A 14925-nucleotide genomic window follows, 5' to 3' on the forward strand; every position below is an offset into this window, starting at 1 on the left:
ATGTCGTATTTAATTCCATTTTACAATTAGAATCTTTAAAGATTGTCTCTTTTCTTTTTAAAGGAATATCAGAAGCTAATGGAATATATGCTGCTCCTATTTTTAATATCCCCAAAATACCTATAATTGTTTCACTTGTTCTCTCACCCATAACGGCAACAAAATCTCCAGATTTTATTCCGTTTTCTTTTAAATATAAACTCACTTTATTAGAGAGTCTATCTAATTCACTATAAGTTAAACTCCTATTCTCCGATTCTATCGCTATATTATTTGGATGTTTTTGAAAGTGTTCATCAAAAAGATTGACTAAACTCTTTTCATTAATTTTTTTTTCAGTTTTATTATATTTAGTTACTTCTTCAATAGAATTATATTTTTCTTCACTGTCAAAGATTAACTTTTCTATTAGACTAATATAATCAATAAACATGTTTTCTATTATCTCTTTTTCAAATAACTCTGATACATAATCCCAGCTTAAAATTACTCCCTCCCCAACTTTTAAAACTTGATGATCTAAAATTACCTGAGGCGTTTGAGTTACACTATACTCCAAATGACCAATTCCATTGAAAACATTTTCCGTTTCATCAAATAACATACTTGTAAATACCACTGGTGCAGATATACTAGTATTTTCATTATCAGATTTATTTAATAAGTTGTTAATAACTTCTAATCCTGTATAAGATTTATGTTCATAATCTCGGAAAAAATCAGCTTGAAACTCCTTTAAATTACTCCAAAATTCAGAAAAACAAACATCTGAATAAGAAACCAATAAAAGAGACGTAAAATCTCCAATAACTCTATCTAGATAGCTATCTTCATTTCTGCTAAAAGTGGTTACATTTACCGAAACACCTTGCTGATTACTCCATTTTGATAATATTTTCGCGTAACACCCTAATAAAAATATAGAAGGTCTTACTTTATATCTACCGCATTTTTCCTCAATTAATTTCCATTGTTCCTTAGTAAAAAGCTTCTCCTGTCTTTTAAAATTTGGTATTTCTACTTTTGATATTTCTGTTTTATAAGATAAATCAGGGGCCTCATAAATATTATCAACTTTATTTACCCAGTATTCCCTATCTTCAATATACCTCTTATCATTAAATTTTCTTTTATCAAAAATATCGCGAAAACTTCCATTCAGTTCCATCATATGATTATCATTATATATATTAATTAAATCATATAAAAAAATTTGAATACTTAATCCATCCGCGATTAACGCATCAATATCAAAAAAAAGATAATAATTATTATGATCTAATTTCAAAGCAGAAAACTCAAACAGTGGCCATACCTCAGGATTAAAATTGCGATATGAGAGTTTGTTTCTCAATTCAGTGATTCGTGTCTGCTGTTGTTCCACTGACAAGTGTGATACATCTTCAACTGCAATTTCATATTTGGGAACGTCCTTCAAAATTTTTTGCGTGCCGTTAGGTAAAAATATGCAACGAAGCATCTCTTGTCTTGTTATTTCTTGTTGAATTGCATGTGAGAGTTTTTGCATATCAAGTTGAGTCTTAAATTCAAAATAGGCATGTGTAGTAATCCCACCTAAATCAAATTCTTTATTTTGACCTGTAAGATATGCCAACTGTATATCTGTAAGTTCAAAGGGCTCATAATCATCTCTTTCACCCCGAATTGTTTGAACACTTTTTTCATTTGTAAAAATCGTAACTTTATCAATTAGAGCATTTATAGTATCTGATTCTACGAAATCAGAAAATTCGATTTTTACATTACACTTAGATTCCAACTCGCCTAAAATTTTAATGATTTTTAGTGACGAAAGGTTTAATTCAAATAAATCAGTTTCTCCATCAAATTCTTTTATTTCTGTATTACCTTTGAATATTTCAACTATTTCATCTATAAATATATTATTAACCATATAGTGTAATTCCTTTCTTATTTCCTAATTCCAATTTCTAATGATTGTAAAAATACCTCGTTTGTGTTAAATTCAAAAGCTGACTTAATTTTATCAAAATCCATTTCCCCAATAATACAACAACCTAAACCAAAAAATTCAGCTGAATAACTTAATATACTTAACAAAATTCCACATTCAATTATTCCAAAAAAGTATCCTGTTTCCTTATATTTATGCATATTCACTTCCCCATCATAACTTATAAATATAGAGAACGCAGAATCATTGAAAATATCAGAATTAGTGAAAAAATGAGCGTTTTTATCTATTTTTTCTAATCTGTTCAATAAATACAAACCTTTTTTCTCAGGATTGTATTTATATATTCCTTCCTCTATACCTTCAACCCGATCCTTTTTGATGTACAAATAAATATTTAATGGATAAATCCCACCAGCACTTGGATATATGTATCTAATTTTTTTCCCATCTCTTCTTTGTCCCATTGCATTAATAAAGTTACTAAATTTAGAAAAAGTTACTGTTTTATTTTTATCAAAGGATCTCGAGCTCCTTCTGTTTTCAATAAAGTCAGGCAGTTGTTTCGTTACTTCCAATTCGATAAAATCTTTGTTTTCTGTAATTGAAAATCTATTCAATTTTTCGTTAACATAATTTTCTACATTGTCTTTATGAAAGAAATAATCCTCCGCATAATCCCCTTCAACAAATTTACTCTGGCATGCAAATAACTCTTTCGGTTCATTTAACGACATTATTAAAATTCTTTTTTTTATCAAATCATTCAAAAACATAGTACTGATTTTCGATTTTTTTCCTTTTAGTTGATTACAATAACCCTTTAACTCTTCTTCGGTTCTACCTTGAGCATTTTGCAAAAAATAATACGTTTCTAGAAAAAGTTCAATTGGAAAGCCTTTAAAAGTAAAATTCCCTATTATTATTTGACCATCTTCAAATTTCCATTGAACTGCCGGGGACCAATAATACCTCTTTTCATCCATAACTTTCTCTCCTTTAATATACAAAAATTAACCATCTATTTTAGATGAATATCTAAAATAGATTTTATCACCTTCGAACTTAAGTAGTCAAATACTTTATAACAAATTAAACAAATATATCCATCTATTACAAAATAAATATATTGACTGTCATAAAAAAAAATGTTAGATTAACATTAAATTTAGATGAACTTCTAAAAACATTTTAGATAAAAACAGAAAGAGGGAAGGATATGCAACAAACAAAATTACAGGTTAAATATAATACAGCACCAAAAAGAAAACTGGCTCTTGTATCACTTCTATTAGCTTCATTCATGGCTTTAATGGACACTACAATTGTAAATATTGTAATTCCAGATATTTTGACATATTTTTCTGTTGACTTATCCAAAGTAAGTTGGGTCACTACAGGGTATAACTTGGCATTTGGAATTTTACTAATCTCAGCATCTAAATTAGCCGATCAATTTGGAAGAAAAAAAGTTTTTATCGGTGGTCTAATTGCGTTCACTCTAACTTCTCTATTATGTGGGATTAGTACCTCCATACAGGCATTGATAGTTTTCAGGATACTCCAGGGCCTAACCGCTTCGTTTATAGTTCCCGTTACTATGCCTATCGCCATTGATATTGTCGATAAAAATAAAAAAGGACTAATCATCGGGGTTTGGGGAGCCGTTTCTGGTTTTGCTGCTGCTCTTGGTCCAGTTCTAGGTGGAATTTTATCAGAAGAATTTGGTTGGCAATCCATCTTCTTTGTCAATATACCAATCGGCATAATTACACTAGCTCTCGCAACTTTTTATCTACGAGAAACATATGACCATAATGCATCTAAAAAAATTGACTATCTAGGTAGTATTACTCTAACTATTTCATTATTTTGCTTAACTTTTTCTTTTGCTAAAGCCAGTGAACTAGGTTGGTCATCTCAACCAATTATTCTATTATTCATATCTTTTTTAGCGACGTTCTTGTTATTTTTATTTATTGAAAAAAAAGCAGCAGAACCAATTTTCCCATTAAATTTTTTAAAAGTAAGGACTTTTACCTTTAGTTCACTGACACTCTTTATCTTAGGTGTAAGTTTAACAAGTGGCACTTTATTAATAACAATCTATTTAACAAATGTAATGAATTTTTCTTCAATGAAATCAGGTTTAATTATCTCGTCTCTAGCTTTTAGCTCAATGTTCACTTCTATCATTTCTGGTAAATTTTCAGATAAATTAGGGGGGGTTAAGTTTTCATTTTTTGGAATGTTAGGCATGTGCATTTCTACTTTTTTATACGCTACTTTAAATCAAGATTCTTCTTTATATTATATAATCTTACTACTATGCTTAACCGGACTTTCATTAGGCATGGTAATAGGACCAGCAATGGGTTCTTCAATTAGACAAATATCAGAAAATAAAGTAGGGATTGCCTCAGGGACAATTAATATGATGAGGGCTGTTGGGCAAGCTTTAGGAATAGCATTGTTAACTACTGTTTTGACTATGAATATTAGTAATTACATTTCAATAGCAAAAAATGAAAGTATTGAAATTGTGAACAATAGTAAGATTTTAAAAACAGAAGTTAAAAGTGAGATTATTTCGAGCTTAAAATCCGATACTAAAATCACTCCTTCTTCAAACTCTATAGTTACTGATAAAATCAAAGTTGCTGAAACTAAGGCACTCCAAAATAGTCCAGAAATATACCATGCAGAGATAAAAAAACAATTTAAACAACAAGAGCAGGAGTCTTTAAAAATCTTCAAAGAAGTTTCCAAATCCTTTAGTTCCAATATTGATAAGGCTTTTAGCGATACCTTTATTTTAGCTGGTATCTTAAGTTTCTTTGGAATTATCACTTCTTTGTTTAGTGATGTTAATCCAAAGAGAAAATACAAAATTTATAATTTATAGTTTCTCTTTATCCTGTTATAAGTTTAATCTAAAAAGGCACTTATTCTTTAAAAAAGAAAGTGCCTTTTTATTAATTTATAATCTTAATCATTACAAATTAAAATTTAGTTTCAAAATTTTCACAATGTCATCTATGTGTACCTTTTCAATAGAGTGAATGCTGCTACCATTGTAACAAACTGCTGATTTATAATTTGAGTCTATTGGCAACATCTCAAAATTGATATCCTTAAAATTACTAGAATCTATCAATTTTATTGTTTTTCCCGCAATACTAAAACAAAATGAATCTAAAGCAATGTGTAATCCTCGTCCCTCATATTTGATATAACTTTCCTTCAAGCACCATATCGAATAGAAATATTCAATTTTATCACTGCCGTGTGCAGATAAAATCAAATCACTTTCACTCTTACAAAAAAATTCTGAAGCAATAGATAAGTCGATATCTTTTATTTCTTCTATATCAATTCCAATTTTTTGATCGCTGATTCCACAAATTACATAAGATCCGGAATGTGATAAATTGAAAAAAACATCCTCTATAGAATCTATAAATAATTTCCCATATCTATTTTCTTTAAATTTAATCTCTTGATTTATAATATTAAAATTTAAACATACAGCATATCTAATAAGGAGTTCCCCTAAAATTGATAATTTTTTGTCGTTCTCAAATTTATAATGATCAACTTTAATAGCCCGTTTTCTGGAAATATATTCTTTAAATTTCAAAATCCCCTCCAATGTCATACCCTCTTCAATTTTCAAATAATATATTTTTAACATAACAAATATTCATCTCCCGCCTCCTTTTAATTATATCAATTTATATAAATTTTAAAAATAACTATATTATAAAATACCAAAAAGCAACCTCTACCACCACAAGCAAAACCGCACCAAAGATCATTAACGTCGTCTTCTTTAATAATTCATTTTCACGATACGGGATGTTACATAAATACGCACCTAGTGTAATACGTGACGGGCAAGCGATTGTCGCTACTGACGATGCAGTGTTTTGCAGTGTTGTGACGTATTGCCACGGGAGGGCTACGTTTTGCGCCGTTTGCATTTGTAGTTTTATAAACATCGCATTTGAGCCTGCGTTACTACCTGTTAAAAAGCCACCGATTCCGCCGATAAACGGAGCAACGAAAACGAAAAATGTTCCAAATGTTTCACCAGCTGTTTTTGCAAGTAATGAATGCATGCCAGATGCACCCATTAGTTCTGAAATAGAGATAAACATTGTCGTCGTAATCGCAAATGGAATCCATTGTTTTATCGTTTGCGAGAGTGATTGTTTAATAATATTAGATGGAATGCGGAAGAAAATAATAGTAAATAAGCAAGTCATACCGAGCCAAAATCCTGGTGAATATAGTAGCTCCAGTTTATAAGAGTATGATTTTAAATCAAGAACGGCATATGATCTGAATACATCATGTAATGCTGGCACAAGGCGAGAAAGTAAAATACAAACGGTTAAGAATATATAAGGGCTAATAATTTTTATAATAGATACTTCTCTCTCCGTTGCCGCAGCATGTTCTGTTATTAGATTTTGCTCATTTTTCCCTTTTAATTTAATGATAAGAAAGCCAAATGTAATGGTAACGATAGAACTTAATATCCCGGCTAGTTCCACACTTACGTATGCGTTAGAAAGATAGATTCCGAGAGAAAATAACAGAAAGAATCCTACTCCTTCCTTCCACTTCTCAATCACGGCCTGCCAGCCGCCAACAACGTGTAAAGAAAGAATGACGAAATAAGCAAACATCGGGATACTTAATAGCGCTGTATTTGTACCAAGTGTTGTAAGAGGCATATTTATAAGTTGCGAACCGATAATCGTACCAGTTGCCATTGCGCCCCATGAGCTAGCTAGTAAGCCGATAAATGAAAGTAATACAGCTTGAAACGGTTTATAGCTTAATGAAAGAAAAATAGGTGCTGCAACCATGAATCCAATTCCAAATCCACTTACTGATTCAATAAGTGGACAAATACCAAAGCACATAAGAAGCATTTGTAGTAAACGATCATGTGTGACTTCTTCTAGAAAACGCGCTACTTGGTCGATGTGCCCCATTTTGTTCATGAGGTGAAATAAAAAAATACCAAAAAACAAAACGTACCCGACGATAAAACAAATTAACCATCCTTTAATCGTTGCGTGCACAGTTTCACTTATCCCTAATTGAAACGTTGGCGAGAGTAAAACGATTCCAACAGATACTACATAAGAAATTAATGAGGACTTTAATGACGTTTGTTTAAATAAAAATAAACAAATGAAAATCATCATAATTGGGATAAGTGCCAACAATATGGCCATGTTATCATCTCATTTCGTTAAAAATACAATTTTTAACTATTATATAACAGATATCATAATTTTCAATTGTTTTTACAACAGATTCAAAAAAGGAGCCGTTTGGCTCCTTTTTTGAATCACTCCCATTTTCTATTATCCTGAAAAACCGTCTGCTGCCTAATTATTTTGTCTAGCACAACAAACACAATATAAGCACATACTACTTGCAATACAATATTCCAAAGTTTCATTAACGAAAATGAATAAGTCCATCGAAATAATTCGTTTAATAATACAATCGAAACGATACTAAATAGTTCTATACTAATCGAAAATATACATATTTCTAAAATAGATTGCTCTTGGATCCGATTTAAGTTGGAAAAGATGAATACATATCCTAAAAATTGAGCCATCAACTCTATTTTCGTCATGCTAATGAGCCAAGCGTATAATGGTACAGTTAAAAGAAGATACAGTATTTTGCGTCTTAGCATGCTTTCTCCCCCTCTAAATTATATGTATTTTCTGTATATTTTAACATTTATTACACAAAACAAAAAGAAGAGACTTACGCCTCTTCTTTTTGTTTTGTTGCCTGTATTAATTCACATATTTCTTCTCGCTTTTCATTTTCCAACAGCTCAATGACTTTACTTCCAACGACAACGCCGTCACATATTGTAATCATTTCTTCTACATGTTCCTTTGTTGAAATACCAAACCCTGCCACTACCGGTAAATGCGTATGTGATTTTACTTTTTCTAAGTAACTATGAATCTCCTCTTTAAAATTTTGACGTACTCCTGTTACACCTGCTACTGTAACGGCGTAGACGAACCCTTCTGATTCACTCGTAATTTTTTCGATTCGCTCAATTGGGCTCGTAACGGTAACGAGTGGGATTAAAGCGATATTTGCCGTGCGGAGAAGCGGTGCAATAATGTCTTGTTCTTCATATGGTAAATCTGGAACGATCATACCGTCTACCCCTGCTTCTATACAGTTTTCGATGAATTGTTCTTTTCCGAATGCAAGCACTGGATTTAAATATGTCATGAGTACAAATGGAATTTGCACTTCTTTCCTTACTTCTACTAATGCTTGAAAAATGCCCTTTAATGTTACACCGCTATCTAGCGCTCGTTTCCCTGCTCTTTGAATCGTTGGGCCGTCTGCGACTGGATCTGAAAACGGGATACCAATTTCAACGATGCTTGCTCCTGCTTCATCTAAAAAACGAATTCTCTCTTTTAACTTTTCAAGGCCACCATCTCCGCCCATTACGTACGGAATAAAAGTCTTTTTACCATTTTTAAACACTGTTTTAATTTTTTCTACTCCCATTTTTTACACCTCTTCCATATAACTTTTTATACTCTCTACATCTTTATCACCGCGGCCTGATAAACAAATGACAAGCCCTTCGTCTTTCTTCATTTGAGGTGCTAATTTTAATGCGTATGCGACAGCATGCGCGCTTTCTAATGCCGGGATAATTCCTTCTTTTTTCGTTAATAATTGAAATGCTTCTAACGCTTCATCATCAGTAATTGAATGATAAGAAACGCGGCCAATATCTTTTAGCAAGCTATGTTCTGGACCAACACCCGGGTAATCGAGTCCCGCTGAAATAGAGTGAGCTTCTTGAATTTGTCCTTCTTCATTTTGCAGAAGATACATCATCGATCCGTGTAAAACGCCAACGCTTCCTTTCGTTAAAGTAGCTGCATGCTTTTCTGTATGAACGCCTTTCCCTGCTGCTTCTACGCCGTAAAGAGCGACTTTTTCATCGTGTACGAACGGATAAAACATTCCCATCGCATTACTACCACCACCAATACAAGCAACGACTGCTTCTGGTAACTTTCCTTCTAACGCTTCATATTGTTTTTTCGTTTCTTTCCCAATTACACTTTGGAAATCACGAACAATTTGCGGGAATGGATGTGGTCCAAGAACGGATCCCATAATGTAGTGTGTATCATGTACGTGTGAAACCCAGTAGCGAAGCGCCTCGTTCACCGCATCTTTTAATGTGCCGCTACCTGCCGCTACACTTTCTACTTTCGCTCCGAGTAATTCCATTCGAAACACATTTAATTTTTGACGTCTCACATCTTCTTCTCCCATAAAGATGACACATTCTAAACCGAGAAGGGCACATACAGTCGCTGTTGCAACACCGTGTTGTCCAGCCCCTGTTTCAGCGACAACTTTCTTCTTTCCCATTCGCATCGCAAGAAGTGCCTGACCGATTGTATTATTAATTTTATGAGCTCCTGTATGGTTCAAATCTTCACGTTTTAAATAAATCTTTGCACCGCCGCAATACTTCGTCATATTTTCAGCGAAATAAAGCGGTGTTTCTCTTCCGACATACGTTTTTAAATAATGATTTAATTCCTTTTGAAACTCTTCATCTTTCATTGCCTCTTTATATGCTTCTTCTAGTTCTAATACAGATTGCATTAACGTTTCTGGAACGTATCTTCCTCCATATATACCGTAGTGACCTTTTTCATCTGGATATGCGTAATTCATTTGGAACACTCCTTCGCTTTTTTAATAAATTGTTTTATTTTCTCTACATCTTTCTTTCCTTCTGTCTCTACTCCGCTACTTACATCAACCATGTACGGCTGAATAGTTCGAATCGCTTCTTCTATATTAAGAGCGTTTAATCCACCAGCTAATATCGTTTTCTCTCGCAACTCTTTTGGCATATGTGGGAGTAGTTCCCATGAAAATTTCTTTCCATTTCCTCCGTGAAACTTTTCTTTTGGGCTATCAAACAATATATAATCCGTTTCATATGCTTGAGCATTTTTCATATCGGCCTCTGAAGTCACTCCGAGCGCTTTTATAGACAGAATATTCAATCTTCTAATTTGATGATTATCTTCATCCCCATGTAGTTGCACATGCGTTAACCCGCATTCATCTGTAATTTTCTGGATCACTTCTACTGATTCATTTACGAAAACACCGACCTTTAACACATTTTCTGGAAGCTCCTGAATGATTTCTTTTGCTCTCTTTGGAGTGATTTTTCGCTTACTTTTTGCAAAAACAAATCCGAGTGCATCTGCTCCGTATTCGCAAGCACGTTTTGCTGTTTCCATATCAGTAATCCCGCAAATTTTCACTTTCATATGTTCACCTTACAATCTTCAAAAAAGGTACGAATAGAAGATGATGTCATAAGTGCTTCTCCAACTAATACACCTTTTGCTCCGGCTCGTTTGACGCGAATAATATCTTCCTTTGAATGAATCCCGCTCTCACTAATCCAAAGTAATTTCTCCTCATTTAATCGTTTTCCAAGCTTTTCTGTTTGGCTTAAATCAACTTCAAATGTTTTTAAATTACGATTATTAATACCGATAACGTGCGGATTTAATTGGATCGCAATTTCTAATTCCTGTTCATCATGAACTTCAACAATTGCTTCTAATCCTTTTTCTAGTACGTAACTATACAGCTCTTTTAACTTCTCTTTCGTTAACGCCGCTACGATTAGTAAAATAATATCTGCTCCTGCTTCATATGCTCTATCAATTTGGATCTTATCAATTATGAAATCTTTACATAAAAGCGAAATGCTACTTTCTTCTCTTGCCGTTTGTAAATCATGAAAAGATCCTTTAAAAAATTGACCGTCTGTTAAAACAGAAACTGCTCCTGCGCCGCATTCTTCATATGTCTTCACTTGTTTTCGTACATCAACGTGTAAATTAATATCTCCTTTTGATGGTGATGCTCGCTTTACTTCGGCAATGACAGTAAACTGCTGTAACGCTTCTACAAGTGAACGTGTCTTTCTACTTTCTTTTAATGGCGTATACGTTTCATATAATGCCACAACTTCCTGTTTCTTCTGGTCTACAATTTTGTCTAAAATCGTCCCCACTTTAATTCACCCTTTCTAATTTTTCATTGCTTGCTGCAATTAATAAGTTTAGTTTGGCTAATGCTTTTCCAGAGTCAATGCTATATGCCGCTAGCTTAATTCCTTCTTCAATCGTTTCTGTTTTTCCATTTGCGAAAAGGGCTAGACCTGCATTTAATAAAATAGTATCGCGGTAAACACCCTTTTCACCGCTTAATACTCCGATCGTAATCTTTGCATTTTCTTTCGAATCCCCGCCTATTATTTCTTCATTTTTCACTATTGAGAAACCATATTTCTCAGGTTCAATACTCGTTTCCACTATTTCATTATCTTTTAAAATGACAACATGATTCTCTCCTTGCAATGATGCTTCATCTAAAAATCCACTTCCGTTTACGACAAGCGCTTGTTTTCTTCCTAGTTTCTGTAATACTTGCGCAACTGGTAATAACATATCTCGTTTATAAATGCCGACAAATTGTGTTTCTAAATTCACCGGATTTGTTAAAGGGCCAATTAAGTTAAAGATTGTCGGCACGTTCAATTCTTTTCTTATTTTCATAATGCGCCTTAATGCTGGATGCATCGCTGGTGCGAATAAAAATGCGATTCCGACATGCTCTAATAAATAATCAATTTCGTTTGGCGTACTACTAATATTTACACCGAGTTCTTCTAATAAATCTGCACTTCCTGTTTTACTAGAAACAGCACGATTACCATGTTTTGCAACCTTTACGCCAGCTCCTGCCAGTACAAATGCCGATGTTGTACTAATATTAAACGTTTGGGCACCGTCACCACCCGTCCCACAATTGTCCATGGCTCCTTGTATATGGTTCGAAAACGGTAATGCCTTTTCACGAAGAGCTCGAACGAGACCGTATATTTCTTCTGCTGTTTCACCTTTCGCTTTCAGTAAGACTAAGAAAGCTGCAATTTCACTTTCCAATATGTTTTCATTTAATAAAAGAAGCCCTGCTTTATACATTTCCTCTTCTGTTAAATGTTGTCCCTCCACTAATTTACGAAGATAGTTATTCATACCCTTTCCTCCTCTTTCACTTCGCCTAAAAAGGCGCGTATTAACTTTCCGCCTTCTTCTGTCGCAATTGATTCCGGATGAAACTGTAATCCGAAGAGCGGATAATAATTGTGACGAACTGCCATTATTTCTCCGTCATCCATTGCAGTTGCTAATACATCAAAACATTGTGGTAAACTCGTTTGTTCTGCAACAAGGGAATGATAACGCATCGCTGTTAGGGGTTGCGTCACATATGAAAAAATCGATGTCCCGTTATGTTTCACACGCGATGTTTTTCCATGTTTAATGCGCTCTGCTCTAACAATTTCTCCGCCAAATGCCGATATGATTGCTTGATGGCCGAGGCAGATACCTAATATGGGAACGTTCTTATAAAAATGACGAATGACTTCGATACAAACACCAGCATCTTCTGGCTTTCCTGGTCCTGGTGAAAGCACAATTCCTTTCGGCTTCATTTCTTTTAATTGTTCTATCGTTATTTGATCATTTCTTACGACAACAATTTCTTCCTCATATTCGCCTAATAGTTGATACAAGTTATATGTGAATGAATCGTAATTATCAATCAGTACAATCATTTCATTACCTCCAAAAGCGCCCTCGCTTTATTTAACGTTTCTTCATATTCAGCAACTGGGTCTGAATCGTAGACGATACCCGCTCCTGCCTGAACGTATGCTTTCTCATCTTTCACAACCATCGTTCGAATGGCAAGCGCCATATCAAGATTCCCTGAAAAACTAACGTATCCAACCGCACCGGCGTATACATTTCTTTTTTCATTCTCTAGCTCATTTACAATTTCCATTGCCCTAATTTTCGGAGCACCTGATACTGTCCCCGCTGGTAAGCAATACGCTAATGCATCAAATCCGCTCATCTGTTTCCGCAATATTCCGTAAACTTCAGATACAATGTGCATAACGTGAGAGTATTTTTCTACTTTCATATATTTATCTATCGTAACTGAGCCGATTTCACTCACTCTACCTATATCATTCCGCCCAAGATCGACAAGCATCATGTGCTCCGCTCGTTCTTTCTCATTTTCTAACAGTTCTTTTTCGATTTCCGTATCTTCCTGCTTCGTTTTCCCTCTCGGCCTCGTACCGGCAATTGGGTTCGTCATCACTTTATCGCCCCGTACTGATAGCAAACTTTCTGGCGAGGATCCGAGTACAACATAGTCTTGAAAATCAATATAAAACATATATGGCGACGGATTCGCAATGCGCAATTTACGGTATAAAGCGAAAGGGTCATCAATACATTCACTTTGTAAACGCTGAGATAATACGACTTGGAATATGTCCCCGGCGCGAATGTATTCTTTCGCTGTTTCTACCATCAAGCAAAATTCTTTTTCCGTTATAGAAGAAGTGAATGATAATGTTGATCTTATTTCCGTTACTTCAGCCTCTTCCCCCTTTAACACTTGCTCTTTGTATACTTGCAATCTTTCATATACTTCTTCATAAGAAGCTACATCATCTTCCCTGCATACATATACAAATAATAATTTTTGGCGTAAGTGGTCATACACGATAAACTCACGATATAGTAAAAGATGTACTTCTGGAATATTTAATGGGTCGTGTAAATCCACGCCTATATTTTCATATTGCCGAATGACGTCATAGCCAATATAACCAACTGCTCCTCCGCAAAATGGAAATGGGCTGTCTACTTGAGCTGACGCGATCACTTCTTCTAATACTTGAAGTACGTTACCTTGCAACCTTTCTGCCCGGCCGTAAATCGTTCGTTCCACTTCCATACCAACACTTTTCACTTCGCCATACGGATTACACCCTAAGTAAGAATAGCGTCCTTTATCTTGATGAAGCTGCGAGCTTTCTAATAAAAACTTTTTCTTTCCCTTCATACGTCTATATAAAGAAATTGGCGTAATGCTATCTCCTTCTTCTTCAGCGATTACTAAAAATGTTCTTCCCTGTTCTTTTTGCTTCATAAATTCCTCTTTTGTCATCATGCCTTTCACCTCAATCTGAAAAATAAAAAAGTCCTCTACATATCGAAAATATGTAGAGGACGATAAATTTACCGTGGTACCACCTCATGTTGGACGCAAAAGCATCCCGCTTTATTCAGGTACAAAATATATACCTTATCCTTGTAACGGCGGAACCCGGGTTGCCTACTGAAAAAATTGTTCAGCATACCTCTCGTAAGCCCATTCCGTATATGGAACCGTACCGGGCTCCCACCTATCCCCGGCTCTCTGTAACGTCTCCAATATACGTACTCTTCTTACTTAAACGATTTCATTTATTTAATTTTTTGTACACAAAAAGGGAGTACTCATCCTATAGAAAGGACGGGTACTCCCGTGGTGCCACCTTAATTCGTTACGAATGTAACGCACTTTACCGTATCAAAAACAATACGTGTCTCTTGTATCGATGAGATCATGTCGCCAAAGCCTACTTCTTTCGTTTCGGTTTGGAAGCTCCGAAGCCCATTCCACATCAATCCCATACTGATTCACACCAACCATCAGCTCTCTGACATGTTCATCATGTGTACTCTTCTTCATCAACGCTTGCATTTTTTTAAGTTGCACTCATTATAGACCTGACTTTTTTCATAAGTCAATACTTTTTAAAAAAATTTATTTTTCTCTCCTTTCAATATTATATTGACAAAACAACCTCTTTTTATGTAAATATAATAAATACTCTATTAAAAATAAGGTTTTTTGTATGAATATTATATATTAAAAAAGTAAAATGATGTCAAAAAACGCTTACATTTCTGAAAATTCATATTTCTGTATGGATTTCTCAGAAT

At 34.3% G+C, this 14925-nt stretch carries 13 protein-coding genes and 2 other annotated features; of the genes, 1 reads left to right on the forward strand and 12 read right to left on the reverse strand.

From position 1 onward, the window contains the following. Both CO726_RS21135 and CO726_RS21140 read right to left on the reverse strand, forming a co-directional pair. On the reverse strand, positions 1-1915 hold a 1915-nt coding region (locus CO726_RS21135; protein ID WP_169513060.1), incomplete at its 3' end, for a condensation domain-containing protein. Positions 1916-1932: 17 nt separating this feature from the next. After that, positions 1933-2922, reverse strand: a complete 990-nt coding sequence (locus CO726_RS21140) for a SagB/ThcOx family dehydrogenase (protein ID WP_099685594.1) — start codon at positions 2920-2922, stop codon at positions 1933-1935. A 233-nt stretch (positions 2923-3155) separates the two neighbouring features. Between CO726_RS21140 and CO726_RS21145 the strand changes: the two genes are divergently transcribed. Next, positions 3156-4841 (forward strand): MFS transporter, encoded by a 1686-nt coding sequence (locus CO726_RS21145; protein ID WP_099685595.1) that lies wholly within the window; start codon positions 3156-3158, stop codon positions 4839-4841. A 90-nt stretch (positions 4842-4931) separates the two neighbouring features. Here CO726_RS21145 and CO726_RS21150 read toward each other — a convergent pair whose 3' ends face one another. The 10 genes from CO726_RS21150 to trpE form a co-directional block, all read right to left on the reverse strand. Then, the gene (locus tag CO726_RS21150; RefSeq protein WP_099685596.1) at positions 4932-5630 is read right to left on the reverse strand and encodes a 4'-phosphopantetheinyl transferase family protein; all 699 of its coding nucleotides are present in this window, start codon (positions 5628-5630) and stop codon (positions 4932-4934) included. Positions 5631-5691: 61 nt separating this feature from the next. Then, positions 5692-7188: an L-lactate permease gene (locus CO726_RS21155; protein WP_099685597.1), complete on the reverse strand. Its 1497-nt coding sequence runs from the start codon at positions 7186-7188 to the stop codon at positions 5692-5694. A 116-nt stretch (positions 7189-7304) separates the two neighbouring features. After that, on the reverse strand, positions 7305-7664 hold the full coding sequence (locus CO726_RS21160; protein WP_099685598.1) for a DUF4029 domain-containing protein: 360 nt from the start codon (positions 7662-7664) through the stop codon (positions 7305-7307). A gap of 74 nt (positions 7665-7738) precedes the next feature. After that, positions 7739-8515, reverse strand: coding sequence for a tryptophan synthase subunit alpha (gene trpA, locus CO726_RS21165; RefSeq protein WP_098758746.1), 777 nt, complete (start codon positions 8513-8515; stop codon positions 7739-7741). Between the two features lie 3 nt (positions 8516-8518). Then, positions 8519-9712 (reverse strand): tryptophan synthase subunit beta, encoded by a 1194-nt coding sequence (trpB, locus tag CO726_RS21170; protein ID WP_099685599.1) that lies wholly within the window; start codon positions 9710-9712, stop codon positions 8519-8521. Then, the gene (locus CO726_RS21175) at positions 9709-10323 is read right to left on the reverse strand and encodes a phosphoribosylanthranilate isomerase (protein ID WP_099685600.1); all 615 of its coding nucleotides are present in this window, start codon (positions 10321-10323) and stop codon (positions 9709-9711) included. The genes trpB and CO726_RS21175 overlap by 4 nt, the downstream gene beginning before the upstream one ends. Then, on the reverse strand, positions 10320-11081 hold the full coding sequence (gene trpC / locus CO726_RS21180; protein ID WP_099685601.1) for an indole-3-glycerol phosphate synthase TrpC: 762 nt from the start codon (positions 11079-11081) through the stop codon (positions 10320-10322). Before trpC ends, CO726_RS21175 begins: the two co-directional genes overlap by 4 nt. A gap of 1 nt (position 11082) precedes the next feature. Then, positions 11083-12108 (reverse strand): anthranilate phosphoribosyltransferase, encoded by a 1026-nt coding sequence (trpD, locus tag CO726_RS21185; RefSeq protein ID WP_220389087.1) that lies wholly within the window; start codon positions 12106-12108, stop codon positions 11083-11085. Then, positions 12105-12692: an aminodeoxychorismate/anthranilate synthase component II gene (locus CO726_RS21190; protein WP_098758742.1), complete on the reverse strand. Its 588-nt coding sequence runs from the start codon at positions 12690-12692 to the stop codon at positions 12105-12107. Before CO726_RS21190 ends, trpD begins: the two co-directional genes overlap by 4 nt. Further along, positions 12689-14107, reverse strand: coding sequence for an anthranilate synthase component I (gene trpE / locus CO726_RS21195; RefSeq protein WP_136699801.1), 1419 nt, complete (start codon positions 14105-14107; stop codon positions 12689-12691). Before trpE ends, CO726_RS21190 begins: the two co-directional genes overlap by 4 nt. A 52-nt stretch (positions 14108-14159) precedes the next feature. Then, positions 14160-14403, reverse strand: a binding site (T-box leader). 42 nt (positions 14404-14445) lie between these two features. Next, positions 14446-14683 (reverse strand) — a binding site (T-box leader). Positions 14684-14925: the final 242 nt, after the last annotated feature.

It is taken from the genome of Bacillus fungorum, assembly GCF_002746455.1.
Classification (GTDB): domain Bacteria; phylum Bacillota; class Bacilli; order Bacillales; family Bacillaceae_G; genus Bacillus_A; species Bacillus_A fungorum.

Excerpts from the sequence above, each read along its gene's own strand:
- trpD (WP_220389087.1), bottom strand. The coding sequence starts at position 12,108 with ATGAATAACTATCTTCGTAAATTAGTGGAGGGACAACATTTAACAGAA.
- CO726_RS21155 (WP_099685597.1), bottom strand. The coding sequence starts at position 7,188 with ATGGCCATATTGTTGGCACTTATCCCAATTATGATGATTTTCATTTGT.
- CO726_RS21150 (WP_099685596.1), bottom strand. The coding sequence starts at position 5,630 with ATGTTAAAAATATATTATTTGAAAATTGAAGAGGGTATGACATTGGAG.
- trpE (WP_136699801.1), bottom strand. The coding sequence starts at position 14,107 with ATGATGACAAAAGAGGAATTTATGAAGCAAAAAGAACAGGGAAGAACA.
- CO726_RS21175 (WP_099685600.1), bottom strand. The coding sequence starts at position 10,323 with ATGAAAGTGAAAATTTGCGGGATTACTGATATGGAAACAGCAAAACGT.
- CO726_RS21190 (WP_098758742.1), bottom strand. The coding sequence starts at position 12,692 with ATGATTGTACTGATTGATAATTACGATTCATTCACATATAACTTGTAT.
- CO726_RS21145 (WP_099685595.1), top strand. The coding sequence starts at position 3,156 with ATGCAACAAACAAAATTACAGGTTAAATATAATACAGCACCAAAAAGA.
- CO726_RS21140 (WP_099685594.1), bottom strand. The coding sequence starts at position 2,922 with ATGGATGAAAAGAGGTATTATTGGTCCCCGGCAGTTCAATGGAAATTT.
- trpA (WP_098758746.1), bottom strand. The coding sequence starts at position 8,515 with ATGGGAGTAGAAAAAATTAAAACAGTGTTTAAAAATGGTAAAAAGACT.
- trpB (WP_099685599.1), bottom strand. The coding sequence starts at position 9,712 with ATGAATTACGCATATCCAGATGAAAAAGGTCACTACGGTATATATGGA.
- CO726_RS21160 (WP_099685598.1), bottom strand. The coding sequence starts at position 7,664 with ATGCTAAGACGCAAAATACTGTATCTTCTTTTAACTGTACCATTATAC.